The sequence below is a fragment of the Pseudomonas urethralis genome (genome assembly GCF_021602465.1).
GTDB classification, from domain to species: Bacteria; Pseudomonadota; Gammaproteobacteria; order Pseudomonadales; family Pseudomonadaceae; genus Aquipseudomonas; species Aquipseudomonas vlassakiae.
This window is the reverse complement of record NZ_BQIJ01000004.1, coordinates 291,517-311,275: the sequence shown is the minus strand read 5'-3', so window position 1 is coordinate 311,275 and position 19,759 is coordinate 291,517. Positions and strand designations below refer to the sequence as shown.

The 19,759-nt window shown below is 63.9% G+C and carries 19 protein-coding genes; 7 read left to right on the top strand and 12 right to left on the bottom strand.

Annotated features, from left to right (window positions below):
- Positions 1-8: 8 nt before the first annotated feature.
- Positions 9-308: a hypothetical protein gene (locus L6D64_RS09195; protein WP_176506637.1), complete on the bottom strand. Its 300-nt coding sequence runs from the start codon at positions 306-308 to the stop codon at positions 9-11.
- 172 nt (positions 309-480) lie between these two features.
- Between L6D64_RS09195 and L6D64_RS09190 the strand changes: the two genes are divergently transcribed.
- Positions 481-909 carry a DUF2231 domain-containing protein gene (locus tag L6D64_RS09190; RefSeq protein WP_176506636.1) on the top strand — a complete coding sequence of 143 codons (429 nt, stop codon included), beginning with the start codon at positions 481-483 and terminating at the stop codon, positions 907-909.
- Complete coding sequence (locus L6D64_RS09185) at positions 906-2,195, top strand: PQQ-dependent sugar dehydrogenase (RefSeq protein WP_176506635.1); 1,290 nt, start codon at positions 906-908, stop codon at positions 2,193-2,195. The genes L6D64_RS09190 and L6D64_RS09185 overlap by 4 nt, the downstream gene beginning before the upstream one ends.
- 148 nt (positions 2,196-2,343) lie before the next feature.
- Here the strand turns inward: L6D64_RS09185 and L6D64_RS09180 are convergent, their stop codons facing one another.
- Positions 2,344-4,464, bottom strand: a complete 2,121-nt coding sequence (locus L6D64_RS09180; protein ID WP_176506634.1) for a TonB-dependent receptor — start codon at positions 4,462-4,464, stop codon at positions 2,344-2,346.
- A 229-nt stretch (positions 4,465-4,693) separates the two neighbouring features.
- Between L6D64_RS09180 and L6D64_RS09175 the strand changes: the two genes are divergently transcribed.
- Together L6D64_RS09175 and L6D64_RS09170 are read left to right on the top strand one after the other, a co-directional pair.
- The gene (locus tag L6D64_RS09175) at positions 4,694-5,272 is read left to right on the top strand and encodes a hypothetical protein (protein ID WP_176506633.1); all 579 of its coding nucleotides are present in this window, start codon (positions 4,694-4,696) and stop codon (positions 5,270-5,272) included.
- A gap of 141 nt (positions 5,273-5,413) precedes the next feature.
- Entirely contained in the window at positions 5,414-5,920 is a 507-nt protein-coding gene (locus tag L6D64_RS09170; protein ID WP_176506632.1) for a DMT family transporter, read from the top strand.
- Here L6D64_RS09170 and L6D64_RS09165 read toward each other — a convergent pair whose 3' ends face one another.
- Positions 5,921-6,829, bottom strand: a complete 909-nt coding sequence (locus L6D64_RS09165) for a LysR family transcriptional regulator (RefSeq protein WP_176506631.1) — start codon at positions 6,827-6,829, stop codon at positions 5,921-5,923. It abuts the gene before it with no gap.
- 131 nt (positions 6,830-6,960) lie between these two features.
- On the opposite strand from L6D64_RS09165, the gene L6D64_RS09160 reads away from it, so the two are divergent.
- Both L6D64_RS09160 and L6D64_RS09155 read left to right on the top strand, forming a co-directional pair.
- A complete protein-coding gene (locus tag L6D64_RS09160; protein WP_176506630.1) occupies positions 6,961-8,175 on the top strand; it encodes a YeeE/YedE family protein in 1,215 nt (404 codons plus the stop codon).
- A gap of 32 nt (positions 8,176-8,207) precedes the next feature.
- Complete coding sequence (locus L6D64_RS09155; RefSeq protein ID WP_176506629.1) at positions 8,208-8,678, top strand: OsmC family protein; 471 nt, start codon at positions 8,208-8,210, stop codon at positions 8,676-8,678.
- A 53-nt stretch (positions 8,679-8,731) separates the two neighbouring features.
- Here the strand turns inward: L6D64_RS09155 and L6D64_RS09150 are convergent, their stop codons facing one another.
- From L6D64_RS09150 to L6D64_RS09140, 3 genes are all read right to left on the bottom strand, one after another.
- On the bottom strand, positions 8,732-9,061 hold the full coding sequence (locus tag L6D64_RS09150; protein ID WP_176506628.1) for a hypothetical protein: 330 nt from the start codon (positions 9,059-9,061) through the stop codon (positions 8,732-8,734).
- Positions 9,062-9,135: 74 nt separating this feature from the next.
- Positions 9,136-9,786 (bottom strand): DUF998 domain-containing protein, encoded by a 651-nt coding sequence (locus L6D64_RS09145; protein WP_176506627.1) that lies wholly within the window; start codon positions 9,784-9,786, stop codon positions 9,136-9,138.
- 40 nt (positions 9,787-9,826) lie between these two features.
- On the bottom strand, positions 9,827-10,561 hold the full coding sequence (locus tag L6D64_RS09140) for a GntR family transcriptional regulator (RefSeq protein WP_176506626.1): 735 nt from the start codon (positions 10,559-10,561) through the stop codon (positions 9,827-9,829).
- Between the two features lie 158 nt (positions 10,562-10,719).
- Between L6D64_RS09140 and L6D64_RS09135 the strand changes: the two genes are divergently transcribed.
- The gene (locus tag L6D64_RS09135) at positions 10,720-11,469 is read left to right on the top strand and encodes a FadR/GntR family transcriptional regulator (RefSeq protein ID WP_085678821.1); all 750 of its coding nucleotides are present in this window, start codon (positions 10,720-10,722) and stop codon (positions 11,467-11,469) included.
- Between the two features lie 169 nt (positions 11,470-11,638).
- Here L6D64_RS09135 and L6D64_RS09130 read toward each other — a convergent pair whose 3' ends face one another.
- The 6 genes from L6D64_RS09130 to L6D64_RS09105 all read right to left on the bottom strand — a co-directional run bounded on the left by L6D64_RS09130 (position 11,639) and on the right by L6D64_RS09105 (position 19,753).
- Positions 11,639-13,219, bottom strand: coding sequence for an aldehyde dehydrogenase (NADP(+)) (locus tag L6D64_RS09130; protein ID WP_176506625.1), 1,581 nt, complete (start codon positions 13,217-13,219; stop codon positions 11,639-11,641).
- A 23-nt stretch (positions 13,220-13,242) separates the two neighbouring features.
- Entirely contained in the window at positions 13,243-14,796 is a 1,554-nt protein-coding gene (gene garD / locus L6D64_RS09125) for a galactarate dehydratase (RefSeq protein ID WP_176506624.1), read from the bottom strand.
- Between the two features lie 78 nt (positions 14,797-14,874).
- Positions 14,875-16,239 carry an MFS transporter gene (locus tag L6D64_RS09120; protein ID WP_176506623.1) on the bottom strand — a complete coding sequence of 455 codons (1,365 nt, stop codon included), beginning with the start codon at positions 16,237-16,239 and terminating at the stop codon, positions 14,875-14,877.
- A 104-nt stretch (positions 16,240-16,343) separates the two neighbouring features.
- Entirely contained in the window at positions 16,344-17,255 is a 912-nt protein-coding gene (kdgD, locus tag L6D64_RS09115; RefSeq protein ID WP_176506622.1) for a 5-dehydro-4-deoxyglucarate dehydratase, read from the bottom strand.
- Positions 17,256-17,863: 608 nt separating this feature from the next.
- Complete coding sequence (locus L6D64_RS09110) at positions 17,864-18,673, bottom strand: gamma-glutamyl-gamma-aminobutyrate hydrolase family protein (RefSeq protein WP_054886601.1); 810 nt, start codon at positions 18,671-18,673, stop codon at positions 17,864-17,866.
- Between the two features lie 297 nt (positions 18,674-18,970).
- Positions 18,971-19,753, bottom strand: a complete 783-nt coding sequence (locus L6D64_RS09105; protein ID WP_176507950.1) for an amino acid ABC transporter ATP-binding protein — start codon at positions 19,751-19,753, stop codon at positions 18,971-18,973.
- Positions 19,754-19,759 lie beyond the last annotated feature (6 nt).

Below are 19,759 nucleotides of genomic sequence, written 5' to 3'. Positions count from 1 at the left end.
TGCAGGCGTCAGTTCTTGCACTTGGCCAGCACCACTTGGCAGGTGTCAGGCGTACCGCCTGAGCGCCCCGCATAGCGGATGCAGTTGTTCAGCGACTTCTGCCGGGCAATGCCCAGTGTGTTGCCCCAGGCCAGGCCGCCTTCACCGCTGCTCGGAAGCGCCTTGGCGTAGCAGTTGGCGCCCGGCGCGGCGGCGTAATAGCGTGCCTTGCCGGTTTTGCTCGAACAGCCGGCATTGAGTGCCAGGCTGACGGCCAGCAAGGCATGCGCGGTCCAGTACGCGTACGGTCGTGTGTTGCGAGTCTTCATGCTATCCCTCATCCCGACCCATCAAGTCTTTCAGGATATTTCTCTCAAGCCAAGCGGTGAACTATCCGAACGTCAAGGTGATCCCTTCTTAAGCGCACCCTGCGCACGCCTGATGGACCAGGCCCACGCGCCTGTCTGTCAGCCTTGGGTCACCGATGAATAAGGAGGCGCCGTGACCGCTACAGAGCAAACCCTCTACCGATGCACGCCCGGACCGCTGCATGCGATCCTGCTGGCTGGCACGGTCCCGCTGTTTCTCGGCGCGCTGCTGAGCGACATTGCCTACTTCAAGAGCTACCAGATCCAGTGGAGCAACTTCGCCGCCTGGCTGATTGCCGGTGGCTTGCTGTTTTGTGGGCTGACGTTGTTGTTCGCCCTGGCCAACCTGATCCGCGCCCCGCGCAAGGGCGGGCGGCCAACCCTGTACTTCCTGCTGTTGCTGGTGACCTGGGTGTTGGGACTGATCAACGCGTTCGAACATGCCAAGGATGCCTGGGCGGTCATGCCCGCGGGCCTGGTGCTGTCGGTCATCGTCACCTTACTGGCCTGCGTGGCGGCATGGCTGGGCATGAGCGACCTGGGTTCGGGAGGTGAGGCATGAAGCCGTTGCAAGGACTGTCGTTGTTGAGTGTTGCGGTACTGTTGGCCGCCTGCGGGGGGGACGGTGAGCCGACCCAGGCACTGGGGCCTGACCCGAAACTGCCGGCCCCGGAGCGCGGCCTGCTGCCGAGCATGAAGATTGCACAACCGGCGCAGTGGGGGGATCAGAAACCCACCGTGCCTGAGGGCTATCGCATCACGGCCATCGCCACGGGCCTGAACATCCCGCGCCAGAGCCTGGTGCTGCCCAATGGCGATATCCTGGTCGCCGAAGGGCGGGGCGGCAGTGCGGCCAAGCTCAAGCCCAAGGACGTGATTGCCAGCCAGATCAAGGCCAAGGGCAATACCCAGGTGAAGGGCGGCAACCGCCTGACCTTGCTGCGTGACGCCGATGGTGATGGCAACTACGAGGTGCAGACGGTGTTCGCCGAAGGCCTCAACGCGCCCTACGGGCTGGCCTTTGCCGACGGCAAGCTGTACGTGGCCAACCAGGACGCGTTGGTGCGCTTCGATTACCAGGACGGCCAGACCAAGGCCGGCGGCCCGCCGACCAAGGTCACCGACCTGCCGGCCGAGATCAACCACCACTGGACCAAGGCGCTGACGATCAGCCCCGATGGCCGCTACCTCTACGTGGGCATCGGCTCGAACAGCAACATCACCGAGCGTGGCATGGAAGTGGAGATCGACCGCGCCATGGTCTGGCAGATCGACGCCGTGACCGGGGCGCACAGGCCTTATGCCACCGGTTTGCGCAACCCGACGGCGCTGACCATTCAGCCGGACACCGGGCAGTTGTGGACGGTAGTCAACGAGCGTGACGAACTGGGGCCGGACCTGGTGCCGGACTACCTCACTTCGGTGCGTGAAGGTGGCTTCTATGGTTGGCCATACAGCTACTGGGGGCAGAATGTCGATGAGCGGGTGAAGCCGCAGAACCCGGACAAGGTGGCGGCTGCCATCAAGCCGGATTACAGCCTGGGGTCGCATGTTGCCGCGCTGGGTGTGGACTTCTCCATCCCGGCCATGGGCGAGCGCTTTGCCGACGGGGTGTTCGTGGGCGAGCACGGTAGCTGGAATCGCCCGAACCCGGTGGGTTACAAGGTGATCTTCGTGCCGTTCAAGGCGGGTAGGCCGGCCGGTGAACCGATCGACTTTGCCACCGGATTCCGCGGGGATGATGGCAAGACCCGCGGCCGGCCTGTAGGGGTGACCGTCGATCCGCGCGGGGCGTTGATCATCGCTGATGACCTGGCCAACACCATCTGGCGGGTGACGCGTAACTGAGGAGCGGAGCGAGGGCCTTGGTTTTGTACGAGTCTCCAAGGTCTACTCAGTCCGTGTGGGAGCGGGCACGCCCGCGAAGCAGGCGCCGCGGTGCATGGCACCGGCTGCGCCGGTGTTCGCGGGCTTGCCCGCTCCCACAAGTCCAGGCTTAGAAGCGGTAACTGAGGCTGGCTTCCAGCGTGCGCGGCGCACCCGGGGTTATCAGGTTCACCGAACCGTGTGCCGAGGCGTAATAGTCGCGGTCGAACACGTTCTTCAACCGCAGCGCGCCGTCCCAGTGCGCCTCGCTGTACAGCAAGGCGGTGTCGACCGTGGTGTAGCTCGGCATCACCACCACGTTATCCAGCGCGGTGTAGCGCTGGTCGACGTAGTTGGCGCCAGCGGCCACGCGCCATTGCGGCGTCAGCGTGCGCACCAGCCAGACGTTGGCACTGTTGCGCGGCGTCAGGGTTGGCGTCTGGCCCTCGTTGGCGACACCGTTGGTCTTGCTGTTGGACTTGGTGATCTCGGCATCAAGGTACGCGTAACCGGCATAAACCTGCCACTTGTCGGTGAGCTGCCCGCTGACGGTGGCCTCGAAACCATCGGTGCGCTGTTCGCCGGCGAGCACGGTCAGGTTCGGGTTGGCCGGGTCGGCTGTTTTCATGTTGGTGCGTTCGAGGCGGAAGATCGCCGCCGTCACCGCCAGGCGGCTGTCGAGCAGGTCCCACTTGGCACCGATTTCGTAGTTGGTGGTTTCTTCAGGCTCCAGGTGCTCGTTGCTCGGGCTGACCGCGAACACTTCGCCAGAAGGCTGGTAGCTACGGCTGACCGACACGTAGTACGACTGGATCGCATCCGGCTGATAGACCAGACCGGCGCGTGGGCTCCAGGTCTTGTCGGTGCGGTCGAGGTCGACATTCTGCACACGTTCGTCGTCGTATTCCTGGCCGAAGATGTCGTAACGCACGCCGACCAGCGCCTTCCACTGCTCGCTCAGGGTAATCAGGTCCTGCACATACAGGCCAGTGGTCTGCTGGTAGTTGGTGCCTTTGGAGCTCAGGTTGGCTGCATGGTCCGGCACCGGTACCAGGCCGTCGCGGAACACCGGCACCTGGGCCACATTGTTCTGGCTCAGCACCCGCTGGTGCTTGTCCTGGTAGCCGACTTCCACGCCGTACAACAGGTTGTGCTGCATGCCCAGCAATTGAGCCTGTTGCTTGAGCTCGGTCTGGTTGAACACGCCGTATTCGTCACGGGCGACGTTACCGCGGTTGAGCTTGACCAGCAACTCGCCATTGGGCGCGGTGACGAAGCGGGTCGGGCTGCTGTCGGCCAGGGTGTTGTTGCGGTCCAGGTCGTAACGGTAGTAGCGGCTGGTGTTGGTCAGGGTGAAGTCGTCGTTGATGCGATAGTCGAGGCTGGCGGTGAGCGAGAACACTTCGCTGCGCGCATAGTCCTGGTCGGCATCGCCGGAGCCGAAGCGCTTGTCACGGTCGACATCCACCGGGCGATTGCCCAGGGCCGGAATGCCGAAGTCGATCAGGCGCTTGTCGTACAGGTAGGTGGCGCCGAGGTTCAGGTCAAGGTCGTCGGACAGCTTGAAGTAGGCCGACGGGGCGATGGCCTTGCGGTCGATATAGCCGTCGTCGCGGAAGGTGTCGCTGTCTTCGAAGGCACCGGTCATGCGGTAGGCCTGGTTGCCTTGCGAGTCGGCCCAGCCGCTGTCGAACTGGGTGCGACGCTTGCCTTCGCTGTCGAAGGTCACGCCGACTTCCTGCTTGGGCGCAGAGCCGGGCTTCTTGCTGATGCTGTTGATCAGGCCACCGGAAGAGCCGCGGCCGTAGAGCACGGCCGCAGGGCCCTTGATCACTTCGACCCGTTCGATGTTGGACAGGTCGCGGAAGTACAAGGCGTCGTCGCGCACGCCATCGATGTACATGTCGCCAATTGCACTGAAACCGCGGATCGTCACCTGGTCGCGCTGGCCGTCGCCGTTGGACAGGCCAACCCCGGGCACGTTCTTCAGTACGTCTTCCATGGACTGCGCACCCTGGTCCTTGATCACGCTTTCCGGCACGACGTTGACGGTTTGCGGGATATCGCGCAGCGGCGCGTCGATCTTCAAGGCGCTGCGGCTTTCCGTGGCCTTGTAGCTTTGTTGCTCATAGGCACTGGTGACCGCAGTGGCGGGCAGGGCGACTTCGCCTTGGCTTTCAGCGTGAACAGCAGGGACCACCAGCAGGCCCAGCACCGATAGGGATGCCGGGGCAACAGACTTTTTTGCCATTATGGATGACTCATTGTTGTTTTGGAGGGTTGCGAATAGTAATGATTTGTAAATGTAAAGCAAGTGTAAAGAATTCGTATTCGCTAAAACAACCTCCGCCTTGACGGGAAGGGGTTGAAATATGTCGCGGGCGGGGCGTTTGCCTGCAGAGTGGCGGGCAATGACTATGCTTGTTTGCGCGTAAACATTTCACGCACTTATCCGGTCTTGATCACATGGAAGCAGGCCTATGAATCCTATTTGCACCCTCGCTCGCGCTGTTGCTCTTGCCACCCTGGTGTCCGCTGCCGCCTTCACGGTGCAGGCTGCCGAGATCCCGATTGGCAGCCAGGCGCTGGAAAGCCATGTCAAAACCCAGGTCACCGCCATTGACCTGGCCAACCGCCAAGTCACGGTAAAAGGGCCGAACGATAAGGATGTGACCCTGCAACTGACGGAAAAGGCCAAGGCGCTGCCCAACCTCAAGGTCGGCGACAACGTCGATATCTATGTCACCCGGGCCATCGCCTATGTGCTCAACAGCGACGTGGGTGGTGCGCCAAAGGCCACCGAGGAATCCGGGGAAATTCGCGCCACCAAGGACAACCCCAACCCCGGCGGCGAAGCCTTCCGCCAGGTGCGGGTGACCTCGCAAATCAAGAAGATCGACCTGAAGAAACATGAAGTCAGCCTGCTGCCGCCGGAAGGCAAGCTGCAGGTGGTCAAGGTCGAAAACCCTGACCTGCAGGCGCGCATGAAGAACCTCAAGGTTGGCCAGACCGTCGATGCGATCTACACCGAAGTGCTGCGGGTCGATACCTGGCGTTGAGGTCGGGCAGCGGGCACGCTTCGGCTGGCCCGCATCTGGCTGTATGCGTGTGGCGAATACACCCTGTGCATCCTTTCGATTTCCATAACCGTGGTCGATTTACTCATCATGGTCTCATCCACTCCTCAGATGAGACCTTTCATGCCCTACAAGACCCTGTCGCTTGCAATCCTTCCCGTGATGATGGCCCTGCTGGCGGGCTTCGTGCTGCCTTACCAGGCCGCCAGCAACGCGGCCGTCGGCCGTGCGCTGGGGCACTGGTTGTGGGGCGCCTTCACCTCATTGACGGTCAGTTCGGTGGTGGTCATCACGGCGCTGCTGATCCTGCGGGTGCCCATGCCTGACCTGGGCAAGGCGTTGCAAGGCCCCTGGTGGCTGTGGATCGGTGGCGTGCTGGGTGCGCTGTATGTGGCCGGCGCTGCGGCATTGACACCGAAGCTGGGCACGGCGGGCTTCCTGGTGCTGGTAGTGGCGGGGCAGATCCTGACCTCGGTGATCGTCGATCACTTCGGGCTGATGGGCGTTGCCAGCAAGCCGGTGAACCTGGCCCGGGTGGCCGGCGTGCTGCTGATCCTCGGCGGCGTTTTGCTGGTACAAGGCGGCTGGGCCTCGACGCCGCCGTCTGGCCAAGCGGTGGCCGAGCGCTGATCAATGCCCGGGCTGGCTGCAGGCCCAGACTGCTTCGCGCAGCCAGCGGTGGCCAGGATCGCTGTCCTTCCTGGCGTGCCAGGCCTGTTGATAGGCGAGGGCGGGGATAGGCAGCGGTGGCATGAACTGGCGCAGTGACGGGTGCTGGCGCATCGGGCCAACCGCTCGCCTGGCCACGGTGAGAATCAGGTCGGTGCCGGCGAGCACTTCAACTGCGGCGCTCCAATGGGGCAGCGCCAGTGCGATATGCCGGCGCAGGCCTTGTTCGGCCAGGGCCCGCTCGATCTCATCGTGGGCATCCGGATGCATGGCCATGAGCACGTGTGGGCGCGTCAGCCAGTCCTCCAGGGTGAGCCCGCCCTTGGCTGGCAGCTCCTGGCGATCGGCGACGCTGATGAAGCTGTCTTCGAACAAGGTCTGGGCGGTGATGTCGGCTGGCAGTTCCGGGAAGATGCCCAGGGCCAGGTCGAGTTCGCCATCGAGCAGCTGCGCGAGCATGGTCTCGCGGCTGGCTTGGCTGATCGCAAGGTCGACGCCGGGGGCGAGCTGGCGCAGATGGCGGACCAGGGGTGGCAGGATGATGCGCGAGGAATAGTCCGACAATGACAGCCTGAAGCGGCGCTGGGCCTGGGCCGGGTCGAACTGCGGCGCGGCCAGCAGGCCGTTGAGGCTGCCGAGGGCATCCTGCAGCGGCTTGGCCAGGGCTTGGGCACGAGGCGTCAGGGCCATCTGTCCCTGTTGGCGGATCAGCAACGGGTCGTCGAAGTGTGCACGCAATTGCGCCAGGGCATGGCTGACGGCGGGTTGGCTGCGGTGCACACGCAGGGCGGCGCGGGTCACGTGCTTTTCGCTGAGCAGGGCGTGCAGGGTCAGCAGCAGGTTGAGGTCGATCTTGCGCAGTTCATCCATGGGGCGAATGCTTCGGTTGGCTTTGGCAGGTGATTATCAGCCTAACAGATGTGCTGGCCCCATTGCGGGCAACACATTCCAGCTTTGGGGTTTATACTCGCCCCCCGTTTCACTGTAATCCGAGTACTCCGATGGGTCTTTCCGCAACCGCCACACCCGAACCGCGCCGCCTTGGCGCGCCCTTGATCGCCTTGGCCCTGCTGCTGGCCGGCGCCTGGTTCCTCAACCTCAACGCCGGCTTCAAGCAAATGCTGCTGCTGATGGTCGGCGCTGCCCTGGGTTTGACGCTCTATCACGCCGCTTTCGGCTTCACCTCGGCCTGGCGCGTGTTCATCAACGAACGCCGCGGCGCCGGCCTGCGTGCACAGATGGTCATGCTGACCCTGGCCGCGCTGTTGTTCTTCCCGGCGCTGTCGGCCGGCAGCCTGTTCGGCACCCCGGTCACCGGCCTGGTCGCGCCGGCTGGCGTGTCGGTGGTGTTCGGTGCGTTCATCTTCGGCATCGGCATGCAACTGGGCGGTGGCTGCGCCTCGGGCACGCTGTTCACCGTGGGTGGCGGCAATGCACGGATGCTGGTAACCCTGCTGTTCTTCATCGTCGGCTCGGTCACCGCTACCCACCATGCCGACTGGTGGTTCGCGCTGCCGTCGTTCCCGGCCACTTCGATTGTCCAGGCCTGGGGTGTGGCGCCAGCGCTGCTGGCCAGCGTTGCGCTGTTCGCGCTGATCGCCTGGGCCACAGTGGTGATGGAGAAGCGTCGCCATGGCGCCCTGGAAGCCCCTGTGAGCAGTGAGCACCAGGGCCTGCGCCGCTTCCTGCGTGGCCCGTGGCCGCTGCTGTGGGGGGCAATTGCCCTGGCCTTGCTCAACTACGCCACCCTGGCCCTGGCCGGGCGCCCGTGGGGCATCACTTCCGCGTTTGCCCTGTGGGGGGCGAAAACTTTGTCCAGCTTCGGTGTCGATGTCGGCAGCTGGGTGTTCTGGCAGGCGCCGGCCAATGCCAAGGCACTGGCCGCGCCGCTGTGGCAGGACATCACCACGGTGATGGACATCGGCATCGTGCTTGGTGCACTGCTGGCGGCAGGCCTGGCTGGCCGCTTCGCACCAAGCCTGAGGATTCCGCTGCCATCGCTGATTGCCGCAGTCATCGGTGGCCTGTTGCTGGGCTATGGTTCGCGCCTGGCGTATGGCTGTAACATCGGCGCCTACTTCAGCGGCATCGCTTCGGGTAGCGTGCACGGTTGGCTGTGGCTGATCGCCGCCTATGCCGGCAACCTGATCGGCGTGCGCCTGCGCCCACTGTTCTTTGCTGGCGAACGCCGCCCGGTGGCGCTCAGCGGCTGCTGATATCACCCGATCAATTGAACAAGGAGGTTCGAATGGCGCAATACACCGCCCATGTGGCCTGGGCTCGAGAAGGTCAGGATTTTCTCGGTAACCAGTACAGCCGCCGGCACCTGTGGCGCTTCGATGGCGGCATCGAGGTGCCGGGCTCTTCGTCGCCCCATGTGGTGCCACTGCCGATGTCCGATGCCTCGGCCGTGGACCCTGAAGAGGCATTCATCGCGGCGCTGTCCAGTTGCCACATGCTGTGGTTCCTGTCGCTGGCGGCCAAGCAGCGGTTCTGCGTCGAGCACTATGCCGACGACGCAGAGGGGGTGATGGCGCGCAATGAGGCAGGGCGGATGGCCATGACTGTGGTCACCCTGCGGCCGCGGGTTGAGTTCTCCGGTGAGCGCCAGCCCACGGCGGAGCAACTCGAGCACCTGCATCACCTGGCCCACGAAGAATGCTTCATCGCCAATTCGGTGAAGACCGAGGTGCGCTGCGAGCCGGTGTATCTCAGCTGAATTCTTAAATAAATCAAATTAGCTTTATATTCTAACCTATTGATTATTAACGTTTATCGCCTGGCAAGCGTGTGCTGGACACACTGCTCGTAGTAGGTCTGCTTGATCGCCGCTGGCTTGAGTCGTGAGCGGCTGTTGTAGGTTTGTTCGGTGATGCCCATGGCGGTCATGCGCATCCAGGGTTTGGCGAACCGGCGTACCTGCAGCTTCTTGCGCGTGGCGTAAAGGGTGACGCCGGAGAGCTTGGCCTGCTGCGCCTCGGCGGCGATCTGCGAGCCCCATCCACAGGTTTCGCGGTCATTCTGGCTAAGCGCTTTGGCCTGGGCGCCGAAGGCGGCGGTGGCCAGCAGGCAGCCGGTCATCATTGCTAGAAATACTCGCATGTTGCTGTCCTAAGCATCTGAAGATGAAGGGAGTTTGCCTTGGCTAAAGATGCCTGTGGGCCAGCATTTTCCAATCAGGTAGTGGCGATGCGAATGCGATTTGCCAGTGCGGGGCGCAGGCTGGTGAGCGCCAGGCCTGCGATCCAAATCGCCGACACCCCGTAGTTCAGCCGCTGATACAACCCGAACAGCTGGCCGCTCTTGGCGGCCTGAGCCATGAGCACAACGGTGACCACCGCAGTCATCAGGCACGCCAGGGAAAACCAGCCCAGAGCCCTCGAGCCGGCCAGGCATTTGCCGAGCCTGGCCCACAGCGCACTGGCCAGGGTCAACGAGAGAAACATCAGCAGGCCGCAGAGGTTGTGCAGTTGCTGCGAGCTCGACGGCTCGGCAGGTGCGCAACCCTGGTCGCACGGAAACAGGCCAGTGCCGAGGCTGCCCAGGCCATGCAGCAGGACCAAGGCAGCGCTCAGCAGCGCAAGTTTCGATGCGCGCCAACGCCGTGCAAGGCCCCAGGCAAACAAGGCGAATAGCAGGGCGAGCGGGAAGTTGTTGACCAGGGGCGACCAGGGCTGGGTGGGCGAACCCTGGGCGCCAAGCTGGCTCATGGCCTGTTGCAGGTGGTCGTAGCCGGGGTAGGCCTGTGCGGTGAACCAGACGCCGATCAGCAGCCAGAACGGGATGAGCAGGCCACAGGTCAGCAGGGCACGGTCGAGCGGTTTCATGCGCGTGTTCCTTCCATGGAAAGCACCTACTGTAGCGGTTTCAGCCCTGCGTGTCCCGGCGCATCTGGGTCACCAGGGTGAACCGGTCATCCGGGTGCACCGTCTCGGAAACGGCCATCAGGTCGCCGTTTTTTTCGCGGTAATGGCGGATGATCTTCAGCCCCGGCGAACCCGTCTCGGCCTTCAGTTCGAGCGCCATCTCTGCGGTCAGCAACACGGCCCGTACCTGCTGATCAACGACTGCGATCGACCGGCCGTAGTGCTGTTCGATCAGCGCTGCGATCAGCTGGTCGGGGTGCTCATGGGCCAGTTCGATGACGTCGGCGTAGTCGCGCTGGGCGTAGACATCGCTCCAGCACAGCGGCGCGGCATCGTGCTGGCGGTCGACGCGGATGCTCGATAGGCAGAAGTAGTGTTCCCCCGGCACCAGTCCAAGGCGTTCTGCTTCACTCACGTTGGCGACGAAGTGGCGCATTTGCCGGATCCTGCGTTGCTGGGTTTGCGTCAGCTGCGCAAGGTCGGCCACTGTCGCCAGCGTCTGGGAATAGCCACCACGCGGGCTGCTGGCCTCGACCCGGGTGCCGACCCGCTTGCGGCGTGACACCAGCCCTTGGTTGAGCAGCTGGTTGATCGCCGCCCGCACCGTATGCCGGCTCACCCCATACAGATCGCACAGTTCAAATTCGGTCGGCAGCAGGCTGCCCACTGGGTATCGGCCATTGGCGATGCCTTTCATCAAGTCTTTCGCCACCCGGGTGTATCGCGTTTCGTTCATGCCTTCGGTGAGTCCGGTCAGATGCGCCGTTTGGCAGTGTACCAGTGCTGGCGCGTGCACCTGACGCAGCGCCTTGATGAAATACCGCATCGGGCGTATGTGATCGTACAACTGCTTGCGCTATCATGACGGCTGTCTTTCAAGGTGAAATACAGGGCATGACAGAGCAGCAGGTACAGGCAAGGACCCGGCGCAAGCCGCGCAGTCTGGCCCAGGAACTGGTCACGGTGCTGACCGAGCGCATTCGCAGCGGCCAGCTCAAGCGCGGCGACAAGCTGCCGACCGAATCGCAGATCATGGCCGAGGAGGGCGTCAGCCGCACCGTGGTGCGTGAGGCGATCTCCAGGCTGCAAGCGGCCGGGCAGGTCGAGACGCGCCATGGCATCGGCACTTTCGTGCTGGATGCACCGGCGACCGGAGGCTTCCGTATCGACCCAGCGACCGTGGTGACCTTGCGCGAAGTGCTGGCGGTGCTGGAGTTGCGCATCGCCCTGGAAATCGAGTCGGCGGGCTTGGCGGCGCAACGGCGCAGCGATGAAGAGCTGGCTGGCATGCGTGCAGCGCTGGACGAACTCAACGAGGGCGCGGCGCATGCCACCGATGCAGTGTCGGCGGACTTCCAGTTCCACCTGCGCATTGCCCAGGCCAGCGGCAACCATTATTTCGCCGATATCATCAACCACCTGGGGACCAGCATCATTCCGCGTACCCGGTTGAATTCGGCGCGGTTGGCCCATGATGACCAGGCGCACTACATGAGCCGCCTGATGCATGAGCATGAAGCGATTTATGAAGCCATCGCCCGGCGCGACAGCGAAGGGGCGAAGATGGCCATGCGCATGCACCTGAGCAATAGCCGCGAGCGCTTGCGCCAGGCTCATGAAGAAGCCGAGGCCCAGGGGGCCTGAGCCCTTCATAACCTGTACCGGCCACTTCGCGGGTGAACCCGCTCCCACAAGTACTGCACAGCCCTCAGGCTTGGCGCCATCCCTGTGGGAGCGGGTTCACCCGCGAAGAGGCCGGTACAGGCGATAAAGAAAAGCCCCGCATGTGCGGGGCTTTCTAGTTTCAGAGCACTCAGATCGAGCCTTCGCTCCACTGCCCATTCACCAGGCGACGCAGCCCCAGCGGGTTGCCGTCACGCAGCGCCTCCGGCAACAGCGCTTGCGGGTAGTTCTGGTAGCACACCGGGCGCAGGAAGCGGTCGATGGCCAGGGTGCCGACCGAGGTGCCACGGGCATCGGAGGTGGCCGGGTACGGCCCGCCGTGGACCATCGCGTCGCACACTTCCACGCCGGTCGGGTAGCCATTGACCAGAATGCGGCCGACTTTCTCTTCCAGCAGCGGCACCAGCCAGGCGTAGGCTTCGAAGTCCTCTGGCTCGCCGATCAGCGTTGCGGTCAGCTGGCCGCGCAGGCCGAGCAGGGCGTCACGCAGTTGCGCGTTGTCCTTGACCTCGACCGCCACGGTGGTCGGGCCGAACACTTCTTCCTGCAGCAACGGGTCGGCTTCTACCAGCAGGCGGGCATCGGCCTTGAACAGCTGGGCGCGGGCCTGGCTGCCTTGCTGAGCCTGGCCGGCCAGGTGCTCGATGCCAGCGTGCGCGTGCAGGTGCTCGAGGCCGCCGACGTAGCTGCGCAGGCCGCCAGCATTGAGCATGGTCTGCCCGGCCTGCTGGTCCAGGTGCTGGCCAAGGTCGGCGAGCAGCTGGCTGTACTGCGCCGACTGCAGGCCGATCACCAGGCCCGGGTTGGTGCAGAACTGCCCGGCACCCATGCAGACCGAGCCGGCCAGCTCGCGGGCGATGGCCTCGCCACGCTTGGCCAGGGCGCCTGGGAGGATGATCACCGGGTTGATGCTGGACATCTCGGCGAACACCGGAATCGGTTGCGCGCGCTCGGCAGCCATGCGGCACAGGGCGTCACCGCCCTTCAGCGAACCGGTGAAGCCGACGGCCTGGATAGCCGGGTGCTTGACCAGCGGCTCGCCAACGCCAGCGCCGAACACCATGTTGAACACACCCTTGGGCATGCCGGTGCGCTCGGCGGCGCGCTGGATGGCGCAGCCGACCAGGTCGGCGGTGGCCATGTGGCCGCTGTGCGCCTTGAACACTACCGGGCAACCGGCGGCCAGGGCGGCGGCGGTGTCACCACCGGCGGTGGAGAAGGCCAGCGGGAAGTTGCTGGCACCGAACACGGCGACCGGGCCGACGCCGATGCGCATCTGGCGCAGGTCCACACGTGGCAGCGGTTGGCGCTCGGGCAGGGCGAGGTCGATGCGCGCACCGAGGAAATCGCCGCGGCGCAGCACCTGGGCGAACAGGCGCATCTGCCCGCTGGTGCGGCCGCGTTCGCCCTGGATACGGGCGGCGGGCAGGGCGGTTTCGCGGCAGACGATGGCGACGAAGGCGTCGTCCAGTTCGTCCAGTTCGGCAGCGATGGCGTCGAGGAACTCGGCGCGGCGAGCCGGTTGCAGGTTGCGGAATTCGACAAATGCGCCGGCGGCAGCCTTGGCGGCCTGGTCCACTTCGGCCTCGGTAGCCTGGGCGAAGCTGTAGGGCAGGGCCTCGCCGGTGGTGGCGTCCAGGCTCTGCAGGCGTTGCGAGCCAGCGGCGCTGCGCTGGCCGGCGATGAAGTTGTGGCCGAGGATCTCTGGCATGTGGGGCTCCTAGGGTTGAATGATCAGGTTATCGGTGCCGGATTGAACAGGGTGATGTCGTTGTGCAGGCGGTGCTGTTCGGCCCAGGTCTGTTTGCGGCCGCTGGCCACGTCCAGGTAGTAGTGGAACAGCTCCCAGCCCAGCTCCTCGATGGTCGCGCGGCCGCTGGCGATGCGCCCGGCGTCGATGTCGATCAGGTCCGGCCAGCGCTGGGCCAGCTCGGTGCGGGTGCAGACCTTGACCACCGGCGCCATGGCCAGGCCGTACGGCGTGCCACGGCCGGTAGTGAACACGTGCAGGTTCATGCCGGCGGCCAGTTGCAACGTGCCGCAGACGAAATCGCTGGCCGGGGTGGCGCAGAAGATCAGGCCCTTGCGGTTGACCCGCTCGCCTGGGCCGAGTACGCCCTGGATGGCGCCACTGCCGGACTTGACGATCGAACCGAGGGACTTCTCGACAATGTTCGACAGGCCGCCTTTCTTGTTGCCCGGCGTGGTGTTGGCGCTGCGGTCTGCAGCCCCTTGCTGCAGGTAGCGGTCGTACCAGTCCATCTCGCGCACCAGGGCAGCGGCGACTTCCTGGTTTTCGGCGCGTGAGGTGAGCATGTAGATGGCGTCGCGCACTTCGGTCACTTCCGAGAACAGCACGGTGGCGCCAGCGCGCACCAGCAGGTCAGCGGCAAAGCCGAGCGCCGGGTTGGCGGTGATGCCGGAGAAGGCGTCACTGCCGCCGCACTGCATGCCAAGGATCAACTCGCTGGCCGGCACGGTTTCGCGGCGGCGCTGGTCGAGCTTCTTCAGGCGGGTTTCAGCAAGGCCCATGATCTGTTCGATCATTTCGCCGAAGCCGAGGCTGGCATCCTGAAGCCGATACAGCCAAGGCTCGCTGAGGTCGACCGACGGGTCGTTGTCGTGCATCACCTGGCCGGCCTGGAGCTTTTCGCAACCCAGGCTGATCACCAGCGCTTCGCCACCGAGGTTGGGGTTGCGCGCCAGGTTGCGCACGGTGCGGATCGGGATGTAGGCATCGCGGGCATTGATCGCCACGCCGCAGCCGTAGCTGTGGGTCAGGGCGACCACGTCATCGACATTGGGGTATTTGGGCAAGAGTTCGGCGCGGATGCGTTTGACCGCGTGTTCCAGCACGCCGGTCACGCACTGCACGGTAGTGGTGATGCCGAGGATATTGCGGGTGCCGACGGTGCCGTCGGCGTTGCGGTAGCCTTCGAAAGTGAAGCCGTCCAGCGGTGGCAGGGCATCGGGTACGGCATCGCAGCGCGGCAGGCTGTCCAGTTCGGGGGCGGCTGGCATGGCCAGCTGGCTTTCCTGCACCCAGCTGCCCTGGCGCAGGTCTTCCAGTGCGTACCCGATGATTTGCCCGTAGCGACGCACCGGCTCGCCCTTGGCGATCGGCACGGTGGCAACCTTGTGGCTCTGGGGCACGCCTTCGACCAGGGTCAGGCCATCGGCGAAGCGGGCGCCTTCGCCCAGGCCGCCGTCATTGACCACGACCACGACGTTGTCGTCCTCGTGCAGGCGGACGTAGCGGGGCGAGTCGGAATGTTCGATCAACTGCATGTTTGGGCCCTACTTGTCAGGTTCTCAGGCTTTTGTACATCCGCCCGCGCAGGCTTCTACCGGCGCAGGCGTGCTCGGTCAGTGCCGCGAGCTGGCCAGTTCGCCACGGGCGGCCGGCTCAGGCTGTGGCTTTGGCGCATCGTCGCGCAACTCGATACGCTTGATCGGGCCGACGATCACCAGGTAGCTGAACACCGCCACCAGGGCGTTGGCGCCCACGTATACCAGGGCCCACTTGAACGAGCCGGTGGCGCTGATGATGTAGCCGATGACGATGGGAGTGGTGATCGAGGCGATGTTGCCAAAGGTGTTGAACAGGCCACCGGACAGCCCGGCGATCTGCTTGGGCGAGGTATCGGCCACCACCGCCCAGCCCAATGCGCCGATGCCTTTGCCGAAGAAAGCCAGGGTCATGAAACCGACCACCATCCACTCGGCGTCGACATAGTTGCAGAAGACCATGGTGGTCGACAGCAACAGGCCGCAGACGATCGGCAGCTTGCGCGAGAAGGTCAGCGAATTGCCGCGGCGCAGCAGCCAGTCAGAGATCACCCCACCCAATACACCACCAATGAAGCCGCACACCGCCGGCAACGAGGCGATGAAGCCGGCCTTGAGGATGGTCATGCCACGTTCCTGCACCAGGTACACCGGGAACCAGGTGAGGAAGAAGTAGGTGATGGCGTTGATGCAGTACTGGCCCAGGTACACGCCCAGCAGCATGCGGCTGGTCAGCAGTTGCTTGACATAGCCCCATTTCGGCCCGTCGTTGCCACGCTTCTGGTCCATGTCGACCAGGCCGCCGTTCTGCTCGATGTGCTCGAGTTCGTCCCTGCTGATGCGCGGGTGCTGCCGTGGGTTGTAGATGGTCTTCAGCCACACCATGGAGAACGCGATGCCCAGTGCACCCATGACCACGAACACGTGCTCCCAGCCAAAGCTGAACACGATCCAGCCCATGATCGGGGCGAACAGCGCGGTGGCAAAGTACTGCGCCGAGTTGAAGATCGCCGAGGCGGTGCCGCGTTCCTGGGTCGGGAACCAGGCCGCGACGATACGGGCATTACCCGGGAACGACGGGGCTTCGGCGAAGCCGACGAGGAAGCGCAGGGTGAACAGGGTCACCACCGCCCAGGCCACCGGCAGGCCGCCGACAAAGCCCTGCAGCAGAGTGAACAGCGACCAGGTGAAGATGCTGAAGGCGTAGACATTCTTCGAGCCGAAGCGGTCCAGCAGCCAGCCACCGGGGATCTGCCCGGCCACGTAAGCCCAGCCGAAGGCGGAGAAAATATAACCAAGGGTAACGGCGTCGATGCCGAGGTCTTTCTGCAGGCTGGAGCCTGCGATAGCGATGGTTGCTCGGTCTGCGTAGTTGATCGTGGTCACCAGGAACAGCATGAACAGGATCAGGTAGCGCACATGCGTCTTTTTAGTCGCTTGCATGCTGGTAATTCTCCCACTAGTTATTTTTGTGCGGGCTGACGCGTTGTAGCCGGAGTGGGGCAGGCCCACTCCGGAGGCGGCAATGGCAGGCCGCGCGGGGGCGCTTATTGCGGACCCATCTTGTCCATCAGTGCTGCGAGCAGCTCGTACTCTTCGGCGCTCAGGTCGGTCAGCGGGGTGCGCACCGGGCCTGCGTCGTAACCGGCGATCCTGGCGCCGGCCTTGACGATGCTCACGGCGTAGCCGGCCTTGCGGTTACGGATGTCCAGGTACGGCAGGAAGAAGTCGTCGATCAGCTTGGCCACGGTGGCGTGATCGTCACGGGCGATGGCGTGGTAGAAGTCCATCGCGGTCTTCGGAATGAAGTTGAACACTGCCGAAGAGTATACCGGCACACCCAATGCCTTGTAGGCCGCTGCATACACCTCGGCAGTCGGCAGGCCACCCAGGTAGCTGAAACGATCACCCAGGCGGCGACGGATCGACACCATCAGTTCGATATCGCCCAGGCCGTCCTTGTAGCCGATCAGGTTCGGGCAGCGCTCGGCCAGCTGCTCCAGCAGGTTGGCATTCAGGCGGCAGACATTGCGGTTGTACACCACCACGCCGATGTTGACCGACTTGCACACCGCTTCGACGTGGGCGGCAACGCCGTCCTGGCTGGCTTCGGTGAGGTAGTGCGGCAGCAGCAGCAGGCCCTTGGCGCCCAGGCGCTCGGCTTCTTGTGCGTATTCGATGGCCTGGCGGGTGGAACCGCCGACGCCGGCGAGGATTGGCACCGACTTGGCGCAGGTGTCGACTGCCGTCTTGATCACTTGGCTGTACTCACTGGCAGCCAGGGAGAAGAACTCACCGGTGCCACCGGCGGCGAACAGCGCGCTGGCGCCGTAAGGGGCGAGCCACTCCAGGCGCTTGATGTAGCCAGCCTGGTTGAAGTCGCCCTGGGCATTGAAGTCGGTGACCGGGAAAGACAGCAGGCCGTGGGAGAGGATGGATTTCAGTTCTTGTGGAGTCATTGTTGTAGGCATCCTGTGGCGCTTGGGGTGAAAGGGTGTTGTTTTGCGTTGGAGGTAAGTTATCGTACAACTTGTACGATGACTAGTCCCCTTGCAGAAATTTTTGCTGAGGGCGCCCAGGTGATCGGTTCAAGGTTTGTGTTGGTGCAGAAATCGAGCGCCGCCCGCGCGGCGCTTCGCGGGGCAAGCCCGCTCCCACAAGTCTGTTTCGGGCCAGTTACGCCTGTGAAGTCTCCACTGTCCGCCTTGTTCCCCTTTGATATCTGAGGGGTGCGCAGTAGCTTTTCATCTGTCTTCAGTCATGCACCAAGGCAGGCGCCGGTACTTGCGCAGGAGAGATTGGCCCGAAATAGACTGTGGGAGCGGGCTTGCCCCGCGAAGCGCCGCGCGGGCGGCGCTCGATCTCACAGGCGCAGAAAATCTGACGACAACCACTCGGCAGTCATCGTATCTCTAAGGGGAAGGGCAAAAAAACGATCGCGGAGACAGGCACAAGCCCGCCGCCCGCTTCCACGGGAAGTGTTCTGGGACCAGCAGAGGGTGACCGGGGAAGCGGGGGCGACCTTGCGCCGCCCCGCGATCAAAGCTAACGAAGCTGAAACCGGGTATCAGGCAGCCTGCTGGCGCTTGATCTGGCTTTTGCGCACCTGCGCGCGGCAGGCATCGCCGAAGGCCTGGAAGATCTTGATCGAATCAGGGTTCTTCGCCGCTTGCCATTCCGGGTGCCACTGCACGGCAAACAGGAACGGCGAGATGCTTGGCGCGTGGATCGCCTCGACCAGGCCATCTTCGGCGTGGGCGATCGGCTCGATGCCTGCGCCGAGATTGCGCAGGCCCTGGCCATGCAGCGAATTGACGCGGATCTCGTCGGTGCCCAGGGTTTCACGCAGCCAGCTGTCCGGCTTGATCTTCACGCCATGCACCTGGGCGTATTGCACATCGACCGGGTCTTCCGGGTTTTCCCGGTGGTCGTTGAAGCCAGGCTCGGCGTAGACCTTCTGGTAAATGTCGCCGCCCAGGGCAACGTTGATTTCCTGCATGCCGCGGCAGATGCCGAAAATCGGCAGGCCGCGCTTGAGCGCTGCCTTCACCAGGGGGATGTCGAACAGGTCGCGGTTCTTGTCCTGGCCTTTGCCAGGGGTTTCGTTTTCCTGGCCGTACAGGGTCGGGTCGATGTTACTACCGGCGCCGGTCAGGTACACGCCGTCGGCCATGTCCAGATAGGTCTCCAGGTCATCGATGCCACAGCAGGTGGGCACCAGTACCGGGACGCAATCGGCGAAGTCGACCAGCGGGGTGATGTATTTGTGGGTCATGACCTGATAGTCATGGCCTTTGCGCTCTTGGCTGCCCATGGTCATCAGGACGACGGGTTTGCGCAGGGAAGGTTGCTTGTTGCCAATGTTGCTGTTGGACATATGTCACCTTATGACAGGGCTCTGCCTGTCGTTGTTGTGCAGGTGCACGGCCCGTGGCCTTGATGTGCTACCTGAAGTCCCGAGCACTGCCGGCTCATCACTGGACGATTCCGGTCGGGGCTTGTAGATAGCTTGCCAGAGCCGTTCGATATGTCAAACGAGCAAAAAGCGGTTAAGGCGCCGAATTACGGGGCCATAACCCTTGCGAGCCTGAGCCGGCAAGGGTTTGGCGGGGGCTATGGTCAATTATATTTAACGACGCAGTCGGTTCATTGCAGCGCTGCAATGATCGACCGTTCAGTGCAGTATCTGCGCCAGGAAGGCCTTGGCCCGTGCAGTGCGCGGCTGGTTGAAGAACACCTGGGGCGGGCTGTCCTCGATGATCTGCCCGCCTTCGAGGAACAGCACCCGCTCCGCCACCTGGCGGGCAAAGCCCATTTCATGGGTGACGCAGAGCATGGTCATGCCGGTGCCTGCCAGTTGCACCAGTACGTCCAGCACCTCGGCGACCATCTCGGGGTCGAGCGCCGAGGTCGGCTCGTCGAACAGCATGATCCGCGGTTTCATGCACAGCGCCCGGGCGATGGCCACGCGCTGCTGCTGGCCGCCGGACAACTGGCTGGGGTATTTGTGCGCCTGGCTCTCGATACCGACCTTGCTCAGGTACATGCGCGCCCGTTCCTCGGCGTCCTGGCGCGACAGGCCGCGCACGCTGGTGGGGGCGAGCAGGCAGTTGTCCAGCACGCTCATGTGCGGGAACAGGTTGAAGTGCTGGAACACCATGCCGATCTCGCTGCGCACCTGGGCCGCCTGGCGGGTGTTGGCGGCCAGGTCGGTGCCGGCAACCCGGATGCTGCCCTGTTGGGCGATTTCCAGGCGGTTGATGCAACGGATCAGCGTCGATTTGCCCGAACCGGACGGGCCACACAGGACAATGCGCTCACCTTCGCGCACCTGCAGGTCGATGTCGCGCAGCACGTGGAAGGCGCCATAGTGCTTGTTCAGCCCCTCGATGCGGATCAGCTCCGGACGAGGGTCAGTTTCGGGGGCAAGGCTGGCAACGCTCAAGGGGGCGGTCATGTTGTT